The sequence below is a fragment of the Actibacterium sp. genome (genome assembly GCF_055134745.1).
This window is the reverse complement of the sequence record NZ_JBSRVX010000039.1, coordinates 1-15,034: the sequence shown is the minus strand read 5'-3', so window position 1 is coordinate 15,034 and position 15,034 is coordinate 1. Positions and strand designations below refer to the sequence as shown.

Sequence of the window (15,034 nt, the reverse complement as noted above, 5' to 3'; positions counted from 1 at the left end):
AAATCACCATGAACCGAAGCGATCAGTTGGTCAAAGACTGATCGCTTCGGTCTATCGCACTCACCCGGCCGAAAACATCATGGTGGATATTGCAACAGTGTTTGCTGTTTTCTGGCTATGAACTGATGGGTAAGGACAAGCCGCCCACGACGGCCTGCCGCAGCAGTACCAGGATCTGCTGGCCCGCGACGTTCCCGGGTCTCTCAACAAGGTGCTTGAGACTTATGAAGCCGCAGAGGTTGTCAATCTGGAAAACCTGAAAGCCGATGGGCTGACTGAAGTCAGATTTTCCGATGAGGTGTCCAAGAAGATCGTAGAGCTTGAAGCCGGGCCTGTATGGGGTGATGTGTCCCCTGAAAGCTGGACCGCCTGGAACTGGACTTTCCCGCTTGGATTTCTCGGCTGGGAGATGAGCGAAATCGCATGAAGGATAGGGATTGAAGCAAGCGCGAAAGGCGTTTGGCCTGAAGCAAGCAGAAGAGGGCAGCCCCCTCGCGTGGATCTGCCAGGCGACCTGTCTCAATTGGAAGAACAAGTACGGCGGTCTGCTGCCGGACGAGATGCGACGGCTGGTCAGCGGCGGTGCCTATGTTCGATCGTTCATTATTGCCAGTCCATGAAGAATGTCTGAAGAAGACCACAACCATCAGAAAAGGAACGCAGAAAACCCGTTTCTGCGAACCGTCTTGCCGCAAAAGATGTCACCCGGATGCGCGCGATCTGATCGACAAGAGCGCGATGCGCCGGATCATGTTATCACCGAAACACATAGCTGACAGGCATGCGCAGGTCGAAGGGGCCGGGGCCCATCGCCGCAGGCGGCGCGGGCAATCGGTCAAATCCGTCCACCAGCGCCAGGGCCGCGCTGTCCAGCACTGGCCATCCCGAGCTTTCCAGAATGCTTGCACCAAGGATGCTGCCGCGCTGGTCGAGCGTGAACGCCACCGTCACAGTGCCCGAAGCCCGCGCGGTTCGTGCGGCGCGGGGATAGGTCTTGGCTGCGGCAATCGCCAGCACCAGCTCTTTCTGCCAGGCGTTGATCCGGGCCGTGTCCTGCGCGGACAGTCCGATTTCCTCTTCGGTGGCGCCGGATTTGCGATCTTGCCCGGCGCTTGCCGCCGGGGCGGCGGCCCGGCTTTCGACTGCGCCCTGATCCACTGTTTCTTCCTGAATTTCGGTAGGGATCTGGGTGGCCTCGTGGTTTTCTTCATCCTCTTGTGTCGGGGTGGCGATACGAAAGCTCAGTTCCGGGTCATCGGGCTGATAGGGGGTCTGCGCCAGCAATGGTGTATCCGCGGCCTTGACCCGGGCGGTTTCTTCCGGGCTTTGAATGGCGGCCTGACTGTCATCGGCGGGCGGGCCCTCAGGCAGGTCGTTTTGCGGTGCGGCGGCAAGCATTTCGACCGGCGCCAGATCAATGAATTCGCGCCCTTGCAGGTTGGGCCTTTGGTGGTCCGGCTCGGGCAGGGGCCCATCGCCAATGCCGTAATTCGCCACGGCCAGATGTACCCCCAGGCTGAGCGCCACGCCCGCGATCAGGGCAGGGCCGCTAGCGGCGCCATAGCGATAGGCCAAAGTCATTCCAGCACCGCCTGTGCCGGACCCTTGTCAGGCTGATCATCCGCCAATCCCACCAGCCCGATCTTCAGATATCCGGCGCCGCGCATGGCATTCATGACCGCCATCATGTCGCCATAGGATACCGCGCGGTCGGCCGATATATAGATACGGGAATCGCGATCTATGCCGGTTACGATATCCAGTTCCATCGGCATGTCTGAAAGCGTGACCTCTTGCTCGCCAACCAGGATGTTCAGATCCTTTGTCACCGTGACGATGACCGGTTCCTGCGGGCGAGGCGCAGCCTGGGCAGAGGAAACCGGCAATTCGACCGGCACATCGACGGTCGACAATGGGGCTGCGACCATGAAGATGATCAAAAGCACCAGCATCACGTCGATAAAAGGCGTGATATTGATATCGGCATTCGCGGGCAGATCATCGTCGGCACCGGCAAGTTTGACAGCCATTGCGCGTTCCTATTCGGCAGCCAGGGGCAGGTGCTGGGGACGCTGGGCGTGGCGTTCCCGGTCCAGATCACGCGACGGGCACCGCAATACCAGCGCCGCGGCATCCCCCAAACGGGCACGATAGGCTGCGATCACGCGCGTGAGGTGATTGTACAGGATGACCGCCGGGATGGCCGCGACGAGCCCGATGGCCGTGGCCAGCAGGGCCTCGGCGATGCCGGGTGCGACGACCGACAAGTCGGTGGTGCCACTTTGCGCAATGCCGACAAAGGCATTCATGATGCCCCAGACCGTTCCGAAAAGCCCGATGAACGGTGCCGTGGCGCCAATGGTGCCGATCACGGTGGCACCCGATTGCATGGCGCGCCCTGCGCCGGCTTCGATCCGCGTCAACTCCAGCGCGCAGCGTTCCTTGATACCCTCGGCCGGAAGATCCCTGGCCAGGGATCTTTCGCCCTGCGCGGCGGCGATCATCCGCCCGATCGCACCCCGTGTGGCGTTTGCGCTGTCGAGCGTGCCGCCTGTGTCCAATGCCCCATAGCATCGCGCCAGGTTTCGGTTGGCCAGCGCAAGCTGGCCCAGCTTGGCAAACCAGATCGCCCAGGCCAGAATTGATGCGGCGAACAGGCCCAGCATGACAGACTTCACCACCCAGTCGGCGTCCATGAACATCGACAACGGCGTCAAGGCATCGCCTTGCGCTGCGGCTTCCATCCTGGCGGCCAGCCCGTTCAACCCAAGATCCCGGCTCCAGCCGATGATCGCCTCATTGCTTGATGCATCTGCCATCTCAGACCTCTGCCCATTGGCGGATCATGTTGTGATAGATCCCGGTCAGTCGCACGACGTCGGCCGCGTTGGTGCCCAATGTGCGGGTCAATGACTGGATCGACGAATCAAGATCAAACAGCAATTCGCGCCGGGCGGCGTCGCGCACCATTGATTGAACCCAGAAGAACGAGGCGATCCGCACCCCGCGCGTGATGGGGGTGACCTCGTGCAGGCTGGTGGCGGGATAGACGACGGCATGGCCTGCGGGCAGCTTGATGCTTTGCGCGCCATAATGGCCTTCGACGATCAATTCGCCGCCGTCATAATCTTCGGGTTCCGACAGGAACAGTGTGCAGGACACGTCCGTGCGGATCTGACGCCCTTCGCCGGGCACCACCCGTATTGCGTTGTCCACATGAATCCCGAAATCCTGTCCGCCTTCATAGCGGTTGAACAGCGGCGGCAGGATCTGCGCCGGAAGCGCGGCCGACATCCAGGTGGGGTGGGATGTCAGCGCGCGCACCAGACGCCCCTGCAATTCCGGCAGAACAGGTGAATCGAGCGGGATTTGCAGGTTGCGCTTTACTTGCGCCGATTGGGTGCCGGCGGTCTCGCGCCCGTCGCGCCATTCGGCCTGATCAAGGATCTCTCGGATCCCACGCAGTTCAGCGGTATCCAATATGTCGGGAATTGTGATCAGCATGGCGACCCTTTCGGTGGCTGTTGCGGGAATGGTCAGAAGGTAAAGCTGATCGAGGCCGATACGGACCGCCCCGGCGCGACATAGACAAACGGGCTGCCCGAGCGGTAGAGCGCATCGTAATAGGTCGTGTCGAACAGGTTATCGACGCGCAATGCAAGCAAGACATTGTCGACCAGTTCATGTTCGGTGAAGGCGTCAAAACGCCAATAGCCGGGCAGGGTATTGCCGTTGCTGGCGGCCATGGTCCCGCCCTTGATGCGCCCGCGCCATGTTGCCTGTCCGCCGATGCTCCAGCGGTCATTCATCTGATATTTGGCCAGAAGGTTGAACTGCTGATGGGCGATATTGGCCAGATCAAGCCCCAGATTGGCCGGATCGGAACTGGCAAGGATCCGGCTGTCCAGCACGCTGGCGCCGCCAAACAGGCTCAGCCGTTCGGTAAGATTGCCGGACAGGCCCAGCTCGATCCCGCGTATCGCGTATTTGCCGGTGGCGCTTGCCGTGGCCGTTGCGCCGCGGCCAGATGTCTCGATGGCATTGCGCTTGACCGTTTCGAACACCGCCGCCGACAGCAGCAGTTCGCCAAGCGTCCACTTGGTGCCCAGTTCAAACGCCAGGTTCTGTTCAGGCGGAAAGTTGACATTGGCCGAATCCAGGCCGCCATAGCTGCCGCCACCCGCATCCAGACTTTGCCCCATCGGGTCGGTCGATGTCGCGACAGAGGCATAGACCATGCCGTTTTCGCGCAACTTCCAAGTCAGCCCGACATTGCCGTTCACGAACGTATCCGACCGGCTGAGCACCGTCGTCGTCCCGCCCGATGCGCGGCTGCGTTGGATCTCATAGTGATCAAGCCGCAATCCCATGTTCAGGATCAGATCATCGCGCAGGGTCATCGTATCGTTCAGATAGAGCGACAACGAATTCACATCGGTTTCCGTCAGGTCCGGCGCCAGAACCGGCGCCTGCACGACGCAGCTGCCGATATCGGGATCATATATGGTCACCGTGCAGCTTTGCAGGCTGCCCACATCGGGCGCGGTGCCGCCGCCGACCTCGGTTGACAGGCCCTGATAGGATTGCTGGTCAACCCGTTCGGCCGTTGCATCAAGACCCAGAACCAGTTCGTGCCGAACGCGGCCCGACTGCGCATCAAAGGACAGCTCTGTCTGGCTGGACAGAATATCATTGGTCTGCTTGCGGTTCTTGGGTGAGGCCTGCAGCGTCCAGAGCGCAGGATCGGCCGCGGTGGTGTCGGGGCGTTCGGGGGCAGACACAACATAGTCATTGACCGAGCGCGCCGTGCGCAGCCTGGATGTCAGCAGCATTTGCGGTGTCAGCTGATATTCCGCCCCCAGCGTCAGAACTGACTGGGTCGCATCGTGAAAATCGCGCGCCGGATTGCCATAAAAGGTGCTGCGATCCAGCTTTGGCCGACCGGCAGCGGGTTCGGTAAAGGGAATGCCGTTCGTCGGATCCCACGGAACACCCCAGTCGGGAATGCCGCTGAATTCGGTATGCGATACATCCAGCGAAAACATCAGCCGGTCGCTTGCGTCATATTCGGCGGCCAGGGCGATACCGCTGCGGTCATCCTTGACGTTGTCGCGGCCGGCCACGCCCGATTTCTGTGCCATCAGGTTCAGCCGTGTCCGCAGGCTGTCGTTCCAGACATGGTTGATATCGAAGGTCTGCCGCCACAGATCCGCCGATCCGACGGTCGTCTTGGCGTTGATGAAATCCTCATGCTGCGGCGATTTCGACACGACATTGATCGCGCCCCCGGTGGTGCCGCGCCCGGCGATTGATCCTGTCGGGCCCTTGGTCACTTCGACCTGCTCGGCGTTGAAGGTTTCGCTGACACTGACGCCGGCATTGCGCTGGCCATCGACGAACATGTCGTTCGAGGCGCGGAAACCCCGGATAAAGAAGACATCCCCAAAGGCATTGCCCCCCTCGCCAGTTCCCAGCGTGATGCCCGGTGTCGTGCGCGCCAGTTCCCGGACAGATGTGGCGTTCTTGTCCTCAAGCGCCTGCTGGGTCACGGCGGTGACAGTGCGTGCAGTTTCGGCCAATGGTTGCGGCAGCAGGGAATTTCCTGATCTTTGCGCATTGTAAGGTGCTTCGGGATCGGCATAGGCGGACCGCCCGCCGGTGCCCGCCTTCGGCGTGGCCGTCTGCTGGGATTGGGCCGCGGGGTCGGGCTGCGCGGCGGCCGTTCGGGGCGCGACCGTCTGCGCCTGCCGTGGCGCCGTTGCGCCGGGGGCGGGTACGGGTTCGGAGGTTTCCACCTCGACCGTTGGCAGCAATATAACGCCGGTGTTGGCTGTATCCTGCGCTGCCACTGGCGCGGCCGCACTGATCGACGCCGCCGCAACCAGGGCAAATCGGCGTGAGCTGCTCGCAGGCATGTTTGCGCCCCGCAGGGAAACGGGGATCTTCGTACTGGACATAAGTAATCCTTTCAGGCCGCCAGAGCCTTCGCGCGTTTTCTAAGTTCTGGCTGGGGATTACCTTGCTTCGATACCGGAACTACTAAAGCCGACTAATACAGTCAAGAATGTTTTTGGCGATGGGCTCATTGATCTCGATAGCGACAATTGCATTGATGCCCCGTTCCGGATGCGCCGGCGCGGCGTCGAGCTGAAACTGCATCTGGGGGAGAGCCTCGCCGCAATTGATGCAAGCCCGATCGGCAATATCGCCAAAGCCCGCCACCGGCTGGCGATGATCACTGGCGGCAAGAGCTTTGGCGAGATCGCAGAGCGTGAGGGAACATTAAAGCGGCGTATGCAGGATGTGGTGGATCTCGCGCTGCTGGCCTCGGATATTCTTGACGCGATTGTGGCGGGCAAGCAGCCCGAGGGGCTGACATCGGGCTATTTGATCAAGACGGGCTTCCCCACGCTCTGGTCAGAGCAGCGCGTGGCGTTTGCAGCACTCTGATACGCAGGCACATACGCGTACCGCCGGAATCGTAAACAGAGGCTTGGGCCCGTATTAGGGCGCTTTTCGACCCCGCCATGTGTCCGCGAGGGAACTGCACCTCGCTAAACGCCCGAAAGCAAGCGACTATTGCGCGTGACCATGGACCGGCGGTGAAATCAGGAAGTGCTTGGCTGTGGAGCCAGTCCAGAGCGAGCCGGTCTCGCCAGAAATGCAGGCGAAATTCTAAGTAATACTTTGATAAATAAATATAATATATGTATTATTGTAGTTTTTCGGCCCTCCGGTGGCGCAAGGTGACCAACGTGCAGGGATGGAATTTGCCAAGAAACCCGACCATTTTGCCGGATGGGATTGTCGTCAAGGCGGACAGGAATGTCGTTTTGCCGGCTAGATCGGGCACGAAGGCAGACCGGAAGATGACAATGCCGGCTGAGATTGACCCTTGCTGGGTCCCGTGTGCTCACATGCCAGATCGGGGTGCCGCCAGGACGATGGAAGCAGCAAACTGCCGAGCAGCCGCCGCATTATGGGTCCTGTCTGGCGCTCGCGCTTGACGGACCGGTGATAAAGCGGGTCGATCCGCGCTTTTATACGGGCGATGATCAGACATAGTTTGCATCCCCCGGGTGGCGCAGGTCTTTGCAACGTGATGGCGTCTGCCGCCGTACGGTTCGTGACGAATTTTGCGCCGTCACCGGGCAATGTCCGGCGGCGGAAAAAGTAGTACATATACATAAAAACTTGCGCGATCCGCAGTGATGATTTATCCGAGGCAATGCCGTTCATCACCGGAGGGGGATTATGTCAGCCTTTGTAAACCGTCGCGATCTTGATTTTCTGCTGTATGAAATGCTTGAGATCGACAGCCTGACAGCCCATCCGCGCTATGCGCAGCATGACCGTACAACCTTTGACGCGCTGCTGGATTTAGCGCAGAATCTTGCCGAAAAACACTATTTGCCACTGGCGGCCAAGCTGGACGCGAACGAGCCGAAATTCAGGGATGGAAAGGTTGATATCATCCCCGAGGCGCGCGCGGCCATTCAGGCCTATGCCGACGCGGGCATGTTTGCCTGCGGTCTGGACGAAGATGCGGGCGGGCTGCAACTTCCCTATATCATCACCGCGCTGGCGAATGGCATGTTCAGCGGCGCCAATATCAGCCTGGCCAATTATTCTTTTCTGACCGCAGCCAATGCCAATCTGATCAGCACCTTTTGTTCCGACGATCAAAAACGGCGGTTCCTGCCCGCCATGCTGGATGGAAGGTGTTTCGGAACCATGTGCCTGTCCGAACCGCAGGCCGGTTCATCGCTGTCAGATATCACGACCCAGGCCGTGCCGCGCGGCGACGGGCGATATGACCTGAGCGGAAGCAAGATGTGGATATCGGGCGGCGATCACGAGCTTTCCGATAATATCCTGCATCTTGTTCTGGCAAAAATTCCCGGGGGTGCGCCGGGTGTAAAGGGAATTTCACTGTTTGTGGTGCCGCGCTACCGCGTGAACGAAGACGCCAGTCTGGGCGATTGGAACAACGTCACGCTGGCCGGCCTGAACCACAAGATGGGTCAGCGCGGCACCGTCAACTGTCTGCTCAATTTCGGTGAGGGTGGCGCGTGTATCGGTGAAATCGTGGGCGAGCCCGGCAAGGGCCTGTCCTATATGTTTCATATGATGAACGAGGCGCGCATTCTGGTGGGGCACGGGGCGGTTGTGCTGGGGCAGGCTGGGTATCTGCATTCACTGGAATATGCGCGTGAACGACCGCAGGGCCGGCACCCGCAGAACAAAGACCCGCTGTCGGCGCAGGTGCCGATTCTTGAACATGCCGATGTCAAGCGTATGCTTTTGGCACAAAAGGCCTGGGCCGAGGGCGGGCAGGCGCTGGTGGCGTTTGCCGCCTTGCTGGTGGATGGCCAAAAGGTGGCCAAGACCGAGGCTGAAAGGGCAGAACTGGGATTGCTGCTGGATCTGCTGACGCCCATCGTCAAAAGCTGGCCATCGGAATATTGTCTGGAAGCCAATAAATATGCCATTCAGGTTCTGGGGGGGTATGGATACACGCGCGACTATCCGGTTGAACGATATTATCGCGACAACAGGCTGAACCATATCCACGAAGGTGCCTATGGGATTCAGGGGATTGATCTGTTGGCCCGCAAGGTTCGGGCAAAGGATGGCGCGGCGGTTGATATTCTGCTTGGCCGTGTTCAGGCGACGATTGCGCAGGCCCGATCTGTGCCGGGGCTGTCGCGCGAGGCTGACGACCTGGAGGCCGCGATTGCCGCCCTTCGCAATACCACGCAGGTCGTGGCGGCCTGTGATGATCTTAATCTGGGGCTTGCCAATGCAACACTCTATCTGGACGCGTTTGGGCAAGTGGTTGTCGGGTGGCTGTGGCTGTGGCAGGCAACCATCGCGATGCGCCAACCGGAGGGCGCGGAACAGGGCGATGGGTTTTATGGTGGCAAGCTGGCCGCGTGTCGGTATTTCTTTCGGTATGAACTGCCCGGGGCGGTGCAGAAGTTCGCATTGGTTGCCGCGCTGGACGATACCTGCCTTGCGTTTCGGCCCTGACTGGGGCGCGCCCCTGCGGGGCAACGTTGTGCCGATATGACCCGCGGCATGCAGAATTTGCCGGTGCGCGGGCGCGCCGCGACGCAGGGCAGATCGCACGAAGCCCGACGTAATATCGTCGGCGCCGCAACAAAAGTAATTGCGGATCAGGGGCTTGCAAGGCTGACGCATCGATCTGTCGCGCAGGATGCGGGGGTATCCCTTGCCGCTACCACCTATTATTACAAAAGCAAATTCGACATTGTGGCCGATGTTTCGAACACAATTCTGGACAGCTATGTGGATTTGCTGACCAGGGCCGCAGATCGCGCCGGGGCCGTGCCGAAAGGTGCGCGGGATTTTCAGGATTTCATGGCGCGGTTGATCCGTAATTCGGCAGGCCGCCACAGGTCGGGCAATCTGGCCTGGATGGAAATCCTGCTGGATGCCGTCCGCCAACCACAGAATATGCAATTGGCGCGGCAATGGTCGTCCATGCTGGACAGGCTTTGGGCCAATATCGCAAAGGCACATGGTGAACATGACCCCGGCGCGACCGCGCGTTCGGGCATTGATCTGGCGATCGGCCTGTTGTTGATGGTGCTGGCGCTGGAGCTTGATCCAGACGATGTGGACGCGGTTTTGCAAGATGATGCCGACCCGTTCACGCGCTGGGCGCGACCCGACGCGCTGCCCGCACAGGGCAAGCCCAGCCCGCACCGTGCCACACCCAAGGCGCAGGCGACACGACAGCGCATTATCGACGAAACAATCGGCATTCTGCTGGAAGAGGGGCCCGGCGCTGTCAGCTATCGCCTGATCGCCAGGCGATCGGGTCTGACGCCTGCAGCACCTGCCTATTATTTTGACACGCCAGCGGCGCTGCTGCGTGAAGCCCAAATTGCGCTGTTTGCCAGTTCCAAGGAGCGCTATCGGCAGACCATCACCGGCAATGTGTTGAGCGCGCTGGATCTGGACCAACTTATAGACGTCACCGCCACGATCTTTATGCGCGAAGTGACCGAGTTCGGGCCGCAGAATATTGCAAGCTATGCGATCTGGCTGGAGGCATCCCGGTCACCCGCGCTGCGCGGGCAGGTCTGGACGGCCATCGCTGATCAGGCGCGCGCATGGCAGCGGGTATTTCAGATGCTTGATGCCGGGGCCGGGCCGCTGGACGGGCTGCTTGCACAGGCGCTTTTCATTGGAAAATTGATCCGGATTTTGGCCACAGGATCGAACACCGCCGACCTTGCGCAGGTCCGGCGCGAATTCGCGCGTGACCTTGCCGCGCTGGTCAATCGCACCTATTGGAAAAGTGGTACCAATAAACAAAAAAGTTGACTTGAGTCCGACACAGCAGGTATTGCAATGGGAAATTGCAGTGGATTCCGACGTGGTTCTGACGCCGGGGCGGCAAAGTGGGGGGATGGTATGAAGATTGACCTGAGCGGAAAGGTTGCCGTTGTCACCGGCGCGGGCGGCGGGCTTGGCCGACAGCACGCGTTGTTGCTGGCCCGGCGCGGGGCCAAAGTGGTTGTCAACGATCTGGGCGGCGCGGTTGACGGGCGCGGTGGGTCCGTTTCGGCGGCACAGGCCGTTGTTGCGGAAATCGAAGCCGCGGGCGGTATCGCGGTCGCCAATGGGGCATCGGTTACGGATTTCGAACAGGTGGCCGCGATGATGGCGGAAACGGAAAGCCGTTGGGGCAGTGTCGATATTCTGGTGGCCAATGCGGGCATCCTGCGCGACAGAACCTTCGCCAAGCTGGAGCTTGAAGATTTCAGGGCGGTTGTCGATGTGCACCTGATGGGATCCGTACATTGCGTCAAGGCGGTCTGGGACGGGATGCGCGCGCGTAATTATGGCCGCATTGTTTTCACGACGTCGTCGTCGGGGTTGTTCGGCAATTTCGGCCAGTCGAATTACGGGGCGGCCAAGGCCGCACTGGTTGGCCTTATGAATACGCTGGCGCTGGAAGGTGCCAAATATAACATCAAGGTAAATTGCCTGGCGCCAACCGCCGCCACGCGCATGATGGAAGGTGTTATCCCGCAGGATCAGCTGGATGCGCTTGATCCGTCGCTGGTCAGCCCCGCGGTTCTGGCGATGGTGTCGGACGGTGCGCCCTCGAAAACTGTCATTTGCGCGGGCGCGGGAAGTTTCGAAATTTCGCAGATCACGCTGACGCAGGGCGCCCATTTTGGTGCCGGTGACGATGTGGGTGAAAAAATTCTGGCGCATCTAGCGCAACTACAGGATGCGTCGGGGCAGTTCGTGCCGGGCGATGCCCTGTTCCAAAGCAAACATGAGCTGGCCAAGGCCGGGTTTAACATTGGCACAGAGGATATGTGAATGCGCGATGCAGTTATCGTTTCTACGGCCCGCACGCCGATCGGCAAGGCCTATCGCGGCGCCTTTAACGCAACACCGGCCCCCAGTCTTGCGGCCCATGCGATCCGCGCCGCCGTCGCGCGGGCCGGCATACAGCCAGATGAGATTGACGATTGCATCATCGGTGCCGCCTTGCCGCAGGGGTTTCAGCATACGATAGGCCGCACAGCGGCGATGCGGGCGGGGCTGCCTGTCACAGTGCCGGGTATGACGATGGACCGCCAGTGTTCATCGGGACTGATGGCCATTGCCACCGCCGCCAAACAGGTGATCGTCGATCGCATGGATGTCGTGCTGGCGGGGGGTGTGGAATCCATATCGCTGGTCCAGACCGACGGGCTGCGTGTGGATATGGACCCGGAACTGGTGGCGATGCATGACGACATGTTCATGCCCATGATCGACACCGCCGAAATCGTGGCCGCGCGCTATGGTATCAGCCGCGCGGCGCAGGACGAATATGCCCTGAAATCACAACAACGCACCGCCGCCGCCCAGGCTGGCGGACGGCTGCACGATGAGATTATTTCGGTTACCACGACCAAGACCGTCGTCGACAAGGCCACTGGTGCTGTGTCGCAGCAAGAGGTCACACTGGACACCGATGAAGGAAATCGCCCCGATACGAAACTGGACGGCCTGGCTGGGTTAAAGCCGGTGCGGGGCGAAAACAGCTTTATCACTGCGGGCAACGCCAGTCAGCTTTCGGATGGTGCCTCGGCCTGCGTGGTGATGGAGGCCAAGCTGGCCGAACAGCGGGGGCTGGCACCCCTTGGGCGTTATGTCGGTATGGCGGTTGCGGGGACCAAACCGGATGAAATGGGCATCGGTCCGGTTTTCGCGGTGCCGCAATTGCTGAAACGGTTCGGGCTGGGCATCGGCGATATCGGCCTGTGGGAGTTGAATGAGGCATTTGCCGTGCAGGTGATCTATTGCCGCGACAGGCTGGGCATTCCGGACGAATTGCTGAATGTTGACGGCGGCGCAATTTCCATTGGCCATCCCTATGGGATGTCGGGCGCGCGGATGGTTGGCCACGCGCTGATCGAAGGCAAGCGGCGCGGCGTCAAATATGTTGTCGTGACCATGTGCGTGGGCGGCGGAATGGGCGCGGCTGGCCTGTTCGAGGTGCTGTAATGGCGGGCAGGGGTCTGGATGCCGCGGGGCTGACGGCGCTGGTCGGTCAGAAACTGGGGGTGTCGTCGTGGTTCTTGCTGGATCAGGATACCGTGTCGCGTTTTGCCGATGCCACGCATGACTGGCAGTATATTCACACCGATCCCGAACGCGCGGTGCAAACGCCGTTCGGGGGCACCATCGCCCATGGGTTTTTGACGCTGTCGATGTTGTCATTTCTGCTGGACGATGCCGTCGGGCAGATCGAGGGCGCCGATATGTCGGTGAACTATGGTTTCAATTCGGTTCGGATGCTTTCGCCTGTGCAAACCGGCAAGCAAATCCGGGGGCATTTCGACCTGAAGGCATTAAGCAAACGTGGTGCGGATCAGGTTCAGCTTGTGCTTGGGGTCACCGTCGAAATCGAAGGCCAGGAAAAGCCCGCATTGGTCGCAGAGTGGCTGATATTGCTGTTCGTCTAGGCGTTCTGGCGGCACAAAATTGAGAGGACGCAGATGTTTGAGGATATAAAAGGTAAAACCGTGCTGATTACGGGTGCGTCAAGCGGGCTGGGGGCCAGCTTTGCGCGGGTGTTCGCGCGGTATGGTGCCCGTATCGCCATCGCCGCCCGGCGGGTTGATGCGTTGGAAAATCTGCGCACCGAACTGGCGCAGGCAGGGGCCGAGGTTGTGGCCATCAAGCTGGATGTGACGGATACCGATTCCATAGAGGCCGCCATCGCGTCGGTGCCGTGGGGCATCGACATTCTGGTGAACAATGCAGGTGTGGCCACGCTGGGCAATTCGCTGCGCGTATCGCCAGAAGATTGGGACAAGACCCTGAACACGAACCTGCGTGGCGCGTTTTTTGTGGCACAGACCGTCGCCAAACAGATGAAGGCCGACCGCCGCAAGGGGGCAATTGTCAATATTTCGTCGATAACCGCGTTGCGGGCGTCCCATGGTCTGGTGGCCTATTCTGCATCAAAGGCAGGACTGTCTCAGATGACCAAGATCATGGCGCTGGATCTGGCCCCTTTTGGCATTCGGGTGAATGCCCTGTGCCCCGGATATTTCGAAACCGAGATGTCAGGAGACTATTTCGAAACGGATGAGGGCAAGGCGATGATTGACCGCGTTCCGGTCAAGAAACTGGGTGTTCTGAGCCAGCTTGAAGGGCCGTTGCTGTTGCTGTGTTCGGATGCGGGCAGCCATATTGTCGGCATTGATCTACCGGTGGATGGTGGGCATCTTTTGTCGTCGTTATAGGCCCGCGGTTCAGCGCGGCGGTATCATCATACCGGCGCACCGTTTCCCCAATCGGCACCGTTAAGATGCGTCAGATATCCCGCTGTCAGCCCGCCATCGACCAGCAGGCTGGTTCCAGTGACATAGCCGGCCGCGTCTGACAGCAGAAATAACGCGGCCTTGGCCTGATCGCTGGCTGTGGACAGGCGCGCCATGGGAATGCGGTCCTCCATCACCTTTTCAATATGATCGGCCGCGATATTACCGCGCAGCAGCGGTGTATCAACGATGCCGGGGCACAGGGCATTCACCCGGATGCCAAAGCGGCCCCATTCGATGGCCAGCGATTTCACCAGCCCCAATATGCCGTATTTCGAAGCCGTATAATGCGTGCGGGCGGCATGGCCGCCAAACCCGTCGATCGATGAAATTATAATGATCGACCCTTTGCCACGCGGGATCATGCGTCGGCCGATCTCGCGCGATAAAAAAAATGATGCCGCCAAATTGACATCCATCACCGCCGCCCAATCGTCGGCTGTAAGATCGACCGCCGGGCGCGGACGGCTTATCCCCGCAGAATTCACGAAGCCATCGATTGGCCCCAGTTCGGTTTCAAACAGCGCGATCACGTCGCAAATGGCAGCCTCATCACGGACATCCAGGCAATGTCCCGCCACGGTCGCGCCGCCTGTGGCCAGTTCGGCCAGGGCAGTTTTCAGGTTGGCGGCATTGACGTCGATCAGCCCGACCTTGCAGCCCTGCTGAACCGCAAGGCCGGCAATCGCGCGGCCAATGCCGGATGCGCCGCCCGCAATGATTATCGCCGCGCCTTTCAGGCCATAATCAAGCATCGTTGATCCCCGCGCCGGCAGGCCAAAGGCGGCCGTTCAATTGAAGTCTCCGACTGAAACGCCGCCGCAGATATACAGTGTCTGGCCGGTGACAAAGCTTGCATCGGCCGAGGCCAGAAAACGATAGCCCGCAGCGATTTCCATCGGCTCACCACCGCGGCGCATCGGGGTTCGGTCGATCATATGGGTGCGGGCCTTTTCGGGCTGGGCCTGAAACATGCCGGTGTTGACGATCCCCGGCGCAATACAATTGACGGTGATGCCGTGACGCGCCAGTTCGACCGCCGCCGTGCGGGTCATCGCCTCGATGGCTCCCTTGGCCGCGCAATAGCTGGTCCCGGCGATCGAACCCAGCGCGGCGACCGAGCTGGTATTGATGATGCGTCCGAATTTCCGCTCGCGCATATGGGG

At 60.3% G+C, this 15,034-nt stretch carries 15 protein-coding genes and 1 pseudogene; 9 read left to right on the top strand and 7 right to left on the bottom strand.

Features of this window, described 5'->3' with window-relative positions; genetic code table 11:
* The first annotated feature begins 211 nt into the window (after nucleotides 1–211).
* The gene (locus tag ACTCHC_RS08455) at nucleotides 212–427 is read left to right on the top strand and encodes a hypothetical protein (protein ID WP_463022044.1); all 216 of its coding nucleotides are present in this window, start codon (nucleotides 212–214) and stop codon (nucleotides 425–427) included.
* Between the two features lie 10 nt (nucleotides 428–437).
* A pseudogene (locus ACTCHC_RS08450) lies at nucleotides 438–572 on the top strand (IS3 family transposase); the annotation flags it as partial.
* Nucleotides 573–756: 184 nt separating this feature from the next.
* Here the strand turns inward: ACTCHC_RS08450 and ACTCHC_RS08445 are convergent.
* Genes ACTCHC_RS08445 through ACTCHC_RS08425 form a run of 5 tightly spaced genes read right to left on the bottom strand, consistent with a single transcriptional unit; the run spans nucleotide 757 to nucleotide 5,915 of the window.
* A complete protein-coding gene (locus ACTCHC_RS08445; protein ID WP_463022043.1) occupies nucleotides 757–1,581 on the bottom strand; it encodes an energy transducer TonB family protein in 825 nt (274 codons plus the stop codon).
* Nucleotides 1,578–2,030, bottom strand: a complete 453-nt coding sequence (gene exbD, locus ACTCHC_RS08440) for a TonB system transport protein ExbD (protein WP_463022042.1) — start codon at nucleotides 2,028–2,030, stop codon at nucleotides 1,578–1,580. The genes ACTCHC_RS08445 and exbD overlap by 4 nt, the downstream gene beginning before the upstream one ends.
* 9 nt (nucleotides 2,031–2,039) lie before the next feature.
* Nucleotides 2,040–2,819, bottom strand: a complete 780-nt coding sequence (gene exbB / locus ACTCHC_RS08435; protein ID WP_463022041.1) for a tonB-system energizer ExbB — start codon at nucleotides 2,817–2,819, stop codon at nucleotides 2,040–2,042.
* Nucleotide 2,820: 1 nt separating this feature from the next.
* Nucleotides 2,821–3,504, bottom strand: a complete 684-nt coding sequence (locus tag ACTCHC_RS08430; protein WP_463022040.1) for a Fe2+-dependent dioxygenase — start codon at nucleotides 3,502–3,504, stop codon at nucleotides 2,821–2,823.
* Nucleotides 3,505–3,536: 32 nt separating this feature from the next.
* Nucleotides 3,537–5,915: a TonB-dependent receptor gene (locus tag ACTCHC_RS08425; protein WP_463022039.1), complete on the bottom strand. Its 2,379-nt coding sequence runs from the start codon at nucleotides 5,913–5,915 to the stop codon at nucleotides 3,537–3,539.
* A 211-nt stretch (nucleotides 5,916–6,126) separates the two neighbouring features.
* On the opposite strand from ACTCHC_RS08425, the gene ACTCHC_RS08420 reads away from it, so the two are divergent.
* The 7 genes from ACTCHC_RS08420 to ACTCHC_RS08390 all read left to right on the top strand — a co-directional run bounded on the left by ACTCHC_RS08420 (nucleotide 6,127) and on the right by ACTCHC_RS08390 (nucleotide 13,790).
* The gene (locus ACTCHC_RS08420; protein ID WP_463022038.1) at nucleotides 6,127–6,450 is read left to right on the top strand and encodes a hypothetical protein; all 324 of its coding nucleotides are present in this window, start codon (nucleotides 6,127–6,129) and stop codon (nucleotides 6,448–6,450) included.
* 804 nt (nucleotides 6,451–7,254) lie between these two features.
* Nucleotides 7,255–9,033: an acyl-CoA dehydrogenase gene (locus ACTCHC_RS08415; RefSeq protein ID WP_463022037.1), complete on the top strand. Its 1,779-nt coding sequence runs from the start codon at nucleotides 7,255–7,257 to the stop codon at nucleotides 9,031–9,033.
* 48 nt (nucleotides 9,034–9,081) lie between these two features.
* Nucleotides 9,082–10,356, top strand: coding sequence for a TetR/AcrR family transcriptional regulator (locus tag ACTCHC_RS08410; protein ID WP_463022036.1), 1,275 nt, complete (start codon nucleotides 9,082–9,084; stop codon nucleotides 10,354–10,356).
* A 90-nt stretch (nucleotides 10,357–10,446) separates the two neighbouring features.
* Nucleotides 10,447–11,367, top strand: coding sequence for an SDR family NAD(P)-dependent oxidoreductase (locus tag ACTCHC_RS08405; protein ID WP_463022035.1), 921 nt, complete (start codon nucleotides 10,447–10,449; stop codon nucleotides 11,365–11,367).
* A complete protein-coding gene (locus ACTCHC_RS08400; protein WP_463022034.1) occupies nucleotides 11,368–12,543 on the top strand; it encodes an acetyl-CoA C-acyltransferase in 1,176 nt (391 codons plus the stop codon).
* Entirely contained in the window at nucleotides 12,543–13,004 is a 462-nt protein-coding gene (locus tag ACTCHC_RS08395) for a MaoC family dehydratase (protein ID WP_463022033.1), read from the top strand. Before ACTCHC_RS08400 ends, ACTCHC_RS08395 begins: the two co-directional genes overlap by 1 nt.
* A gap of 33 nt (nucleotides 13,005–13,037) precedes the next feature.
* On the top strand, nucleotides 13,038–13,790 hold the full coding sequence (locus tag ACTCHC_RS08390; RefSeq protein ID WP_463022032.1) for an SDR family NAD(P)-dependent oxidoreductase: 753 nt from the start codon (nucleotides 13,038–13,040) through the stop codon (nucleotides 13,788–13,790).
* Between the two features lie 26 nt (nucleotides 13,791–13,816).
* On the opposite strand, the gene ACTCHC_RS08385 is transcribed toward ACTCHC_RS08390, so the two are convergent.
* Both ACTCHC_RS08385 and ACTCHC_RS08380 read right to left on the bottom strand, forming a co-directional pair.
* The gene (locus ACTCHC_RS08385; RefSeq protein ID WP_463022031.1) at nucleotides 13,817–14,623 is read right to left on the bottom strand and encodes an SDR family NAD(P)-dependent oxidoreductase; all 807 of its coding nucleotides are present in this window, start codon (nucleotides 14,621–14,623) and stop codon (nucleotides 13,817–13,819) included.
* Between the two features lie 36 nt (nucleotides 14,624–14,659).
* On the bottom strand, nucleotides 14,660–15,034 hold a 375-nt coding region (locus ACTCHC_RS08380; RefSeq protein ID WP_463022030.1), incomplete at its 5' end, for an SDR family NAD(P)-dependent oxidoreductase.

Bases quoted from the DNA above. Each gene is read 5' to 3' on its own strand.
- ACTCHC_RS08445 (WP_463022043.1), bottom strand. From the start codon at position 1,581: ATGACTTTGGCCTATCGCTATGGCGCCGCTAGCGGCCCTGCCCTGATC.
- exbD (WP_463022042.1), bottom strand. From the start codon at position 2,030: ATGGCTGTCAAACTTGCCGGTGCCGACGATGATCTGCCCGCGAATGCC.
- exbB (WP_463022041.1), bottom strand. From the start codon at position 2,819: ATGGCAGATGCATCAAGCAATGAGGCGATCATCGGCTGGAGCCGGGAT.
- ACTCHC_RS08430 (WP_463022040.1), bottom strand. From the start codon at position 3,504: ATGCTGATCACAATTCCCGACATATTGGATACCGCTGAACTGCGTGGG.
- ACTCHC_RS08425 (WP_463022039.1), bottom strand. From the start codon at position 5,915: ATGCCTGCGAGCAGCTCACGCCGATTTGCCCTGGTTGCGGCGGCGTCG.
- ACTCHC_RS08420 (WP_463022038.1), top strand. From the start codon at position 6,127: ATGCGCCGGCGCGGCGTCGAGCTGAAACTGCATCTGGGGGAGAGCCTC.
- ACTCHC_RS08415 (WP_463022037.1), top strand. From the start codon at position 7,255: ATGTCAGCCTTTGTAAACCGTCGCGATCTTGATTTTCTGCTGTATGAA.
- ACTCHC_RS08410 (WP_463022036.1), top strand. From the start codon at position 9,082: ATGCAGAATTTGCCGGTGCGCGGGCGCGCCGCGACGCAGGGCAGATCG.
- ACTCHC_RS08405 (WP_463022035.1), top strand. From the start codon at position 10,447: ATGAAGATTGACCTGAGCGGAAAGGTTGCCGTTGTCACCGGCGCGGGC.
- ACTCHC_RS08400 (WP_463022034.1), top strand. From the start codon at position 11,368: ATGCGCGATGCAGTTATCGTTTCTACGGCCCGCACGCCGATCGGCAAG.
- ACTCHC_RS08395 (WP_463022033.1), top strand. From the start codon at position 12,543: ATGGCGGGCAGGGGTCTGGATGCCGCGGGGCTGACGGCGCTGGTCGGT.
- ACTCHC_RS08390 (WP_463022032.1), top strand. From the start codon at position 13,038: ATGTTTGAGGATATAAAAGGTAAAACCGTGCTGATTACGGGTGCGTCA.
- ACTCHC_RS08385 (WP_463022031.1), bottom strand. From the start codon at position 14,623: ATGCTTGATTATGGCCTGAAAGGCGCGGCGATAATCATTGCGGGCGGC.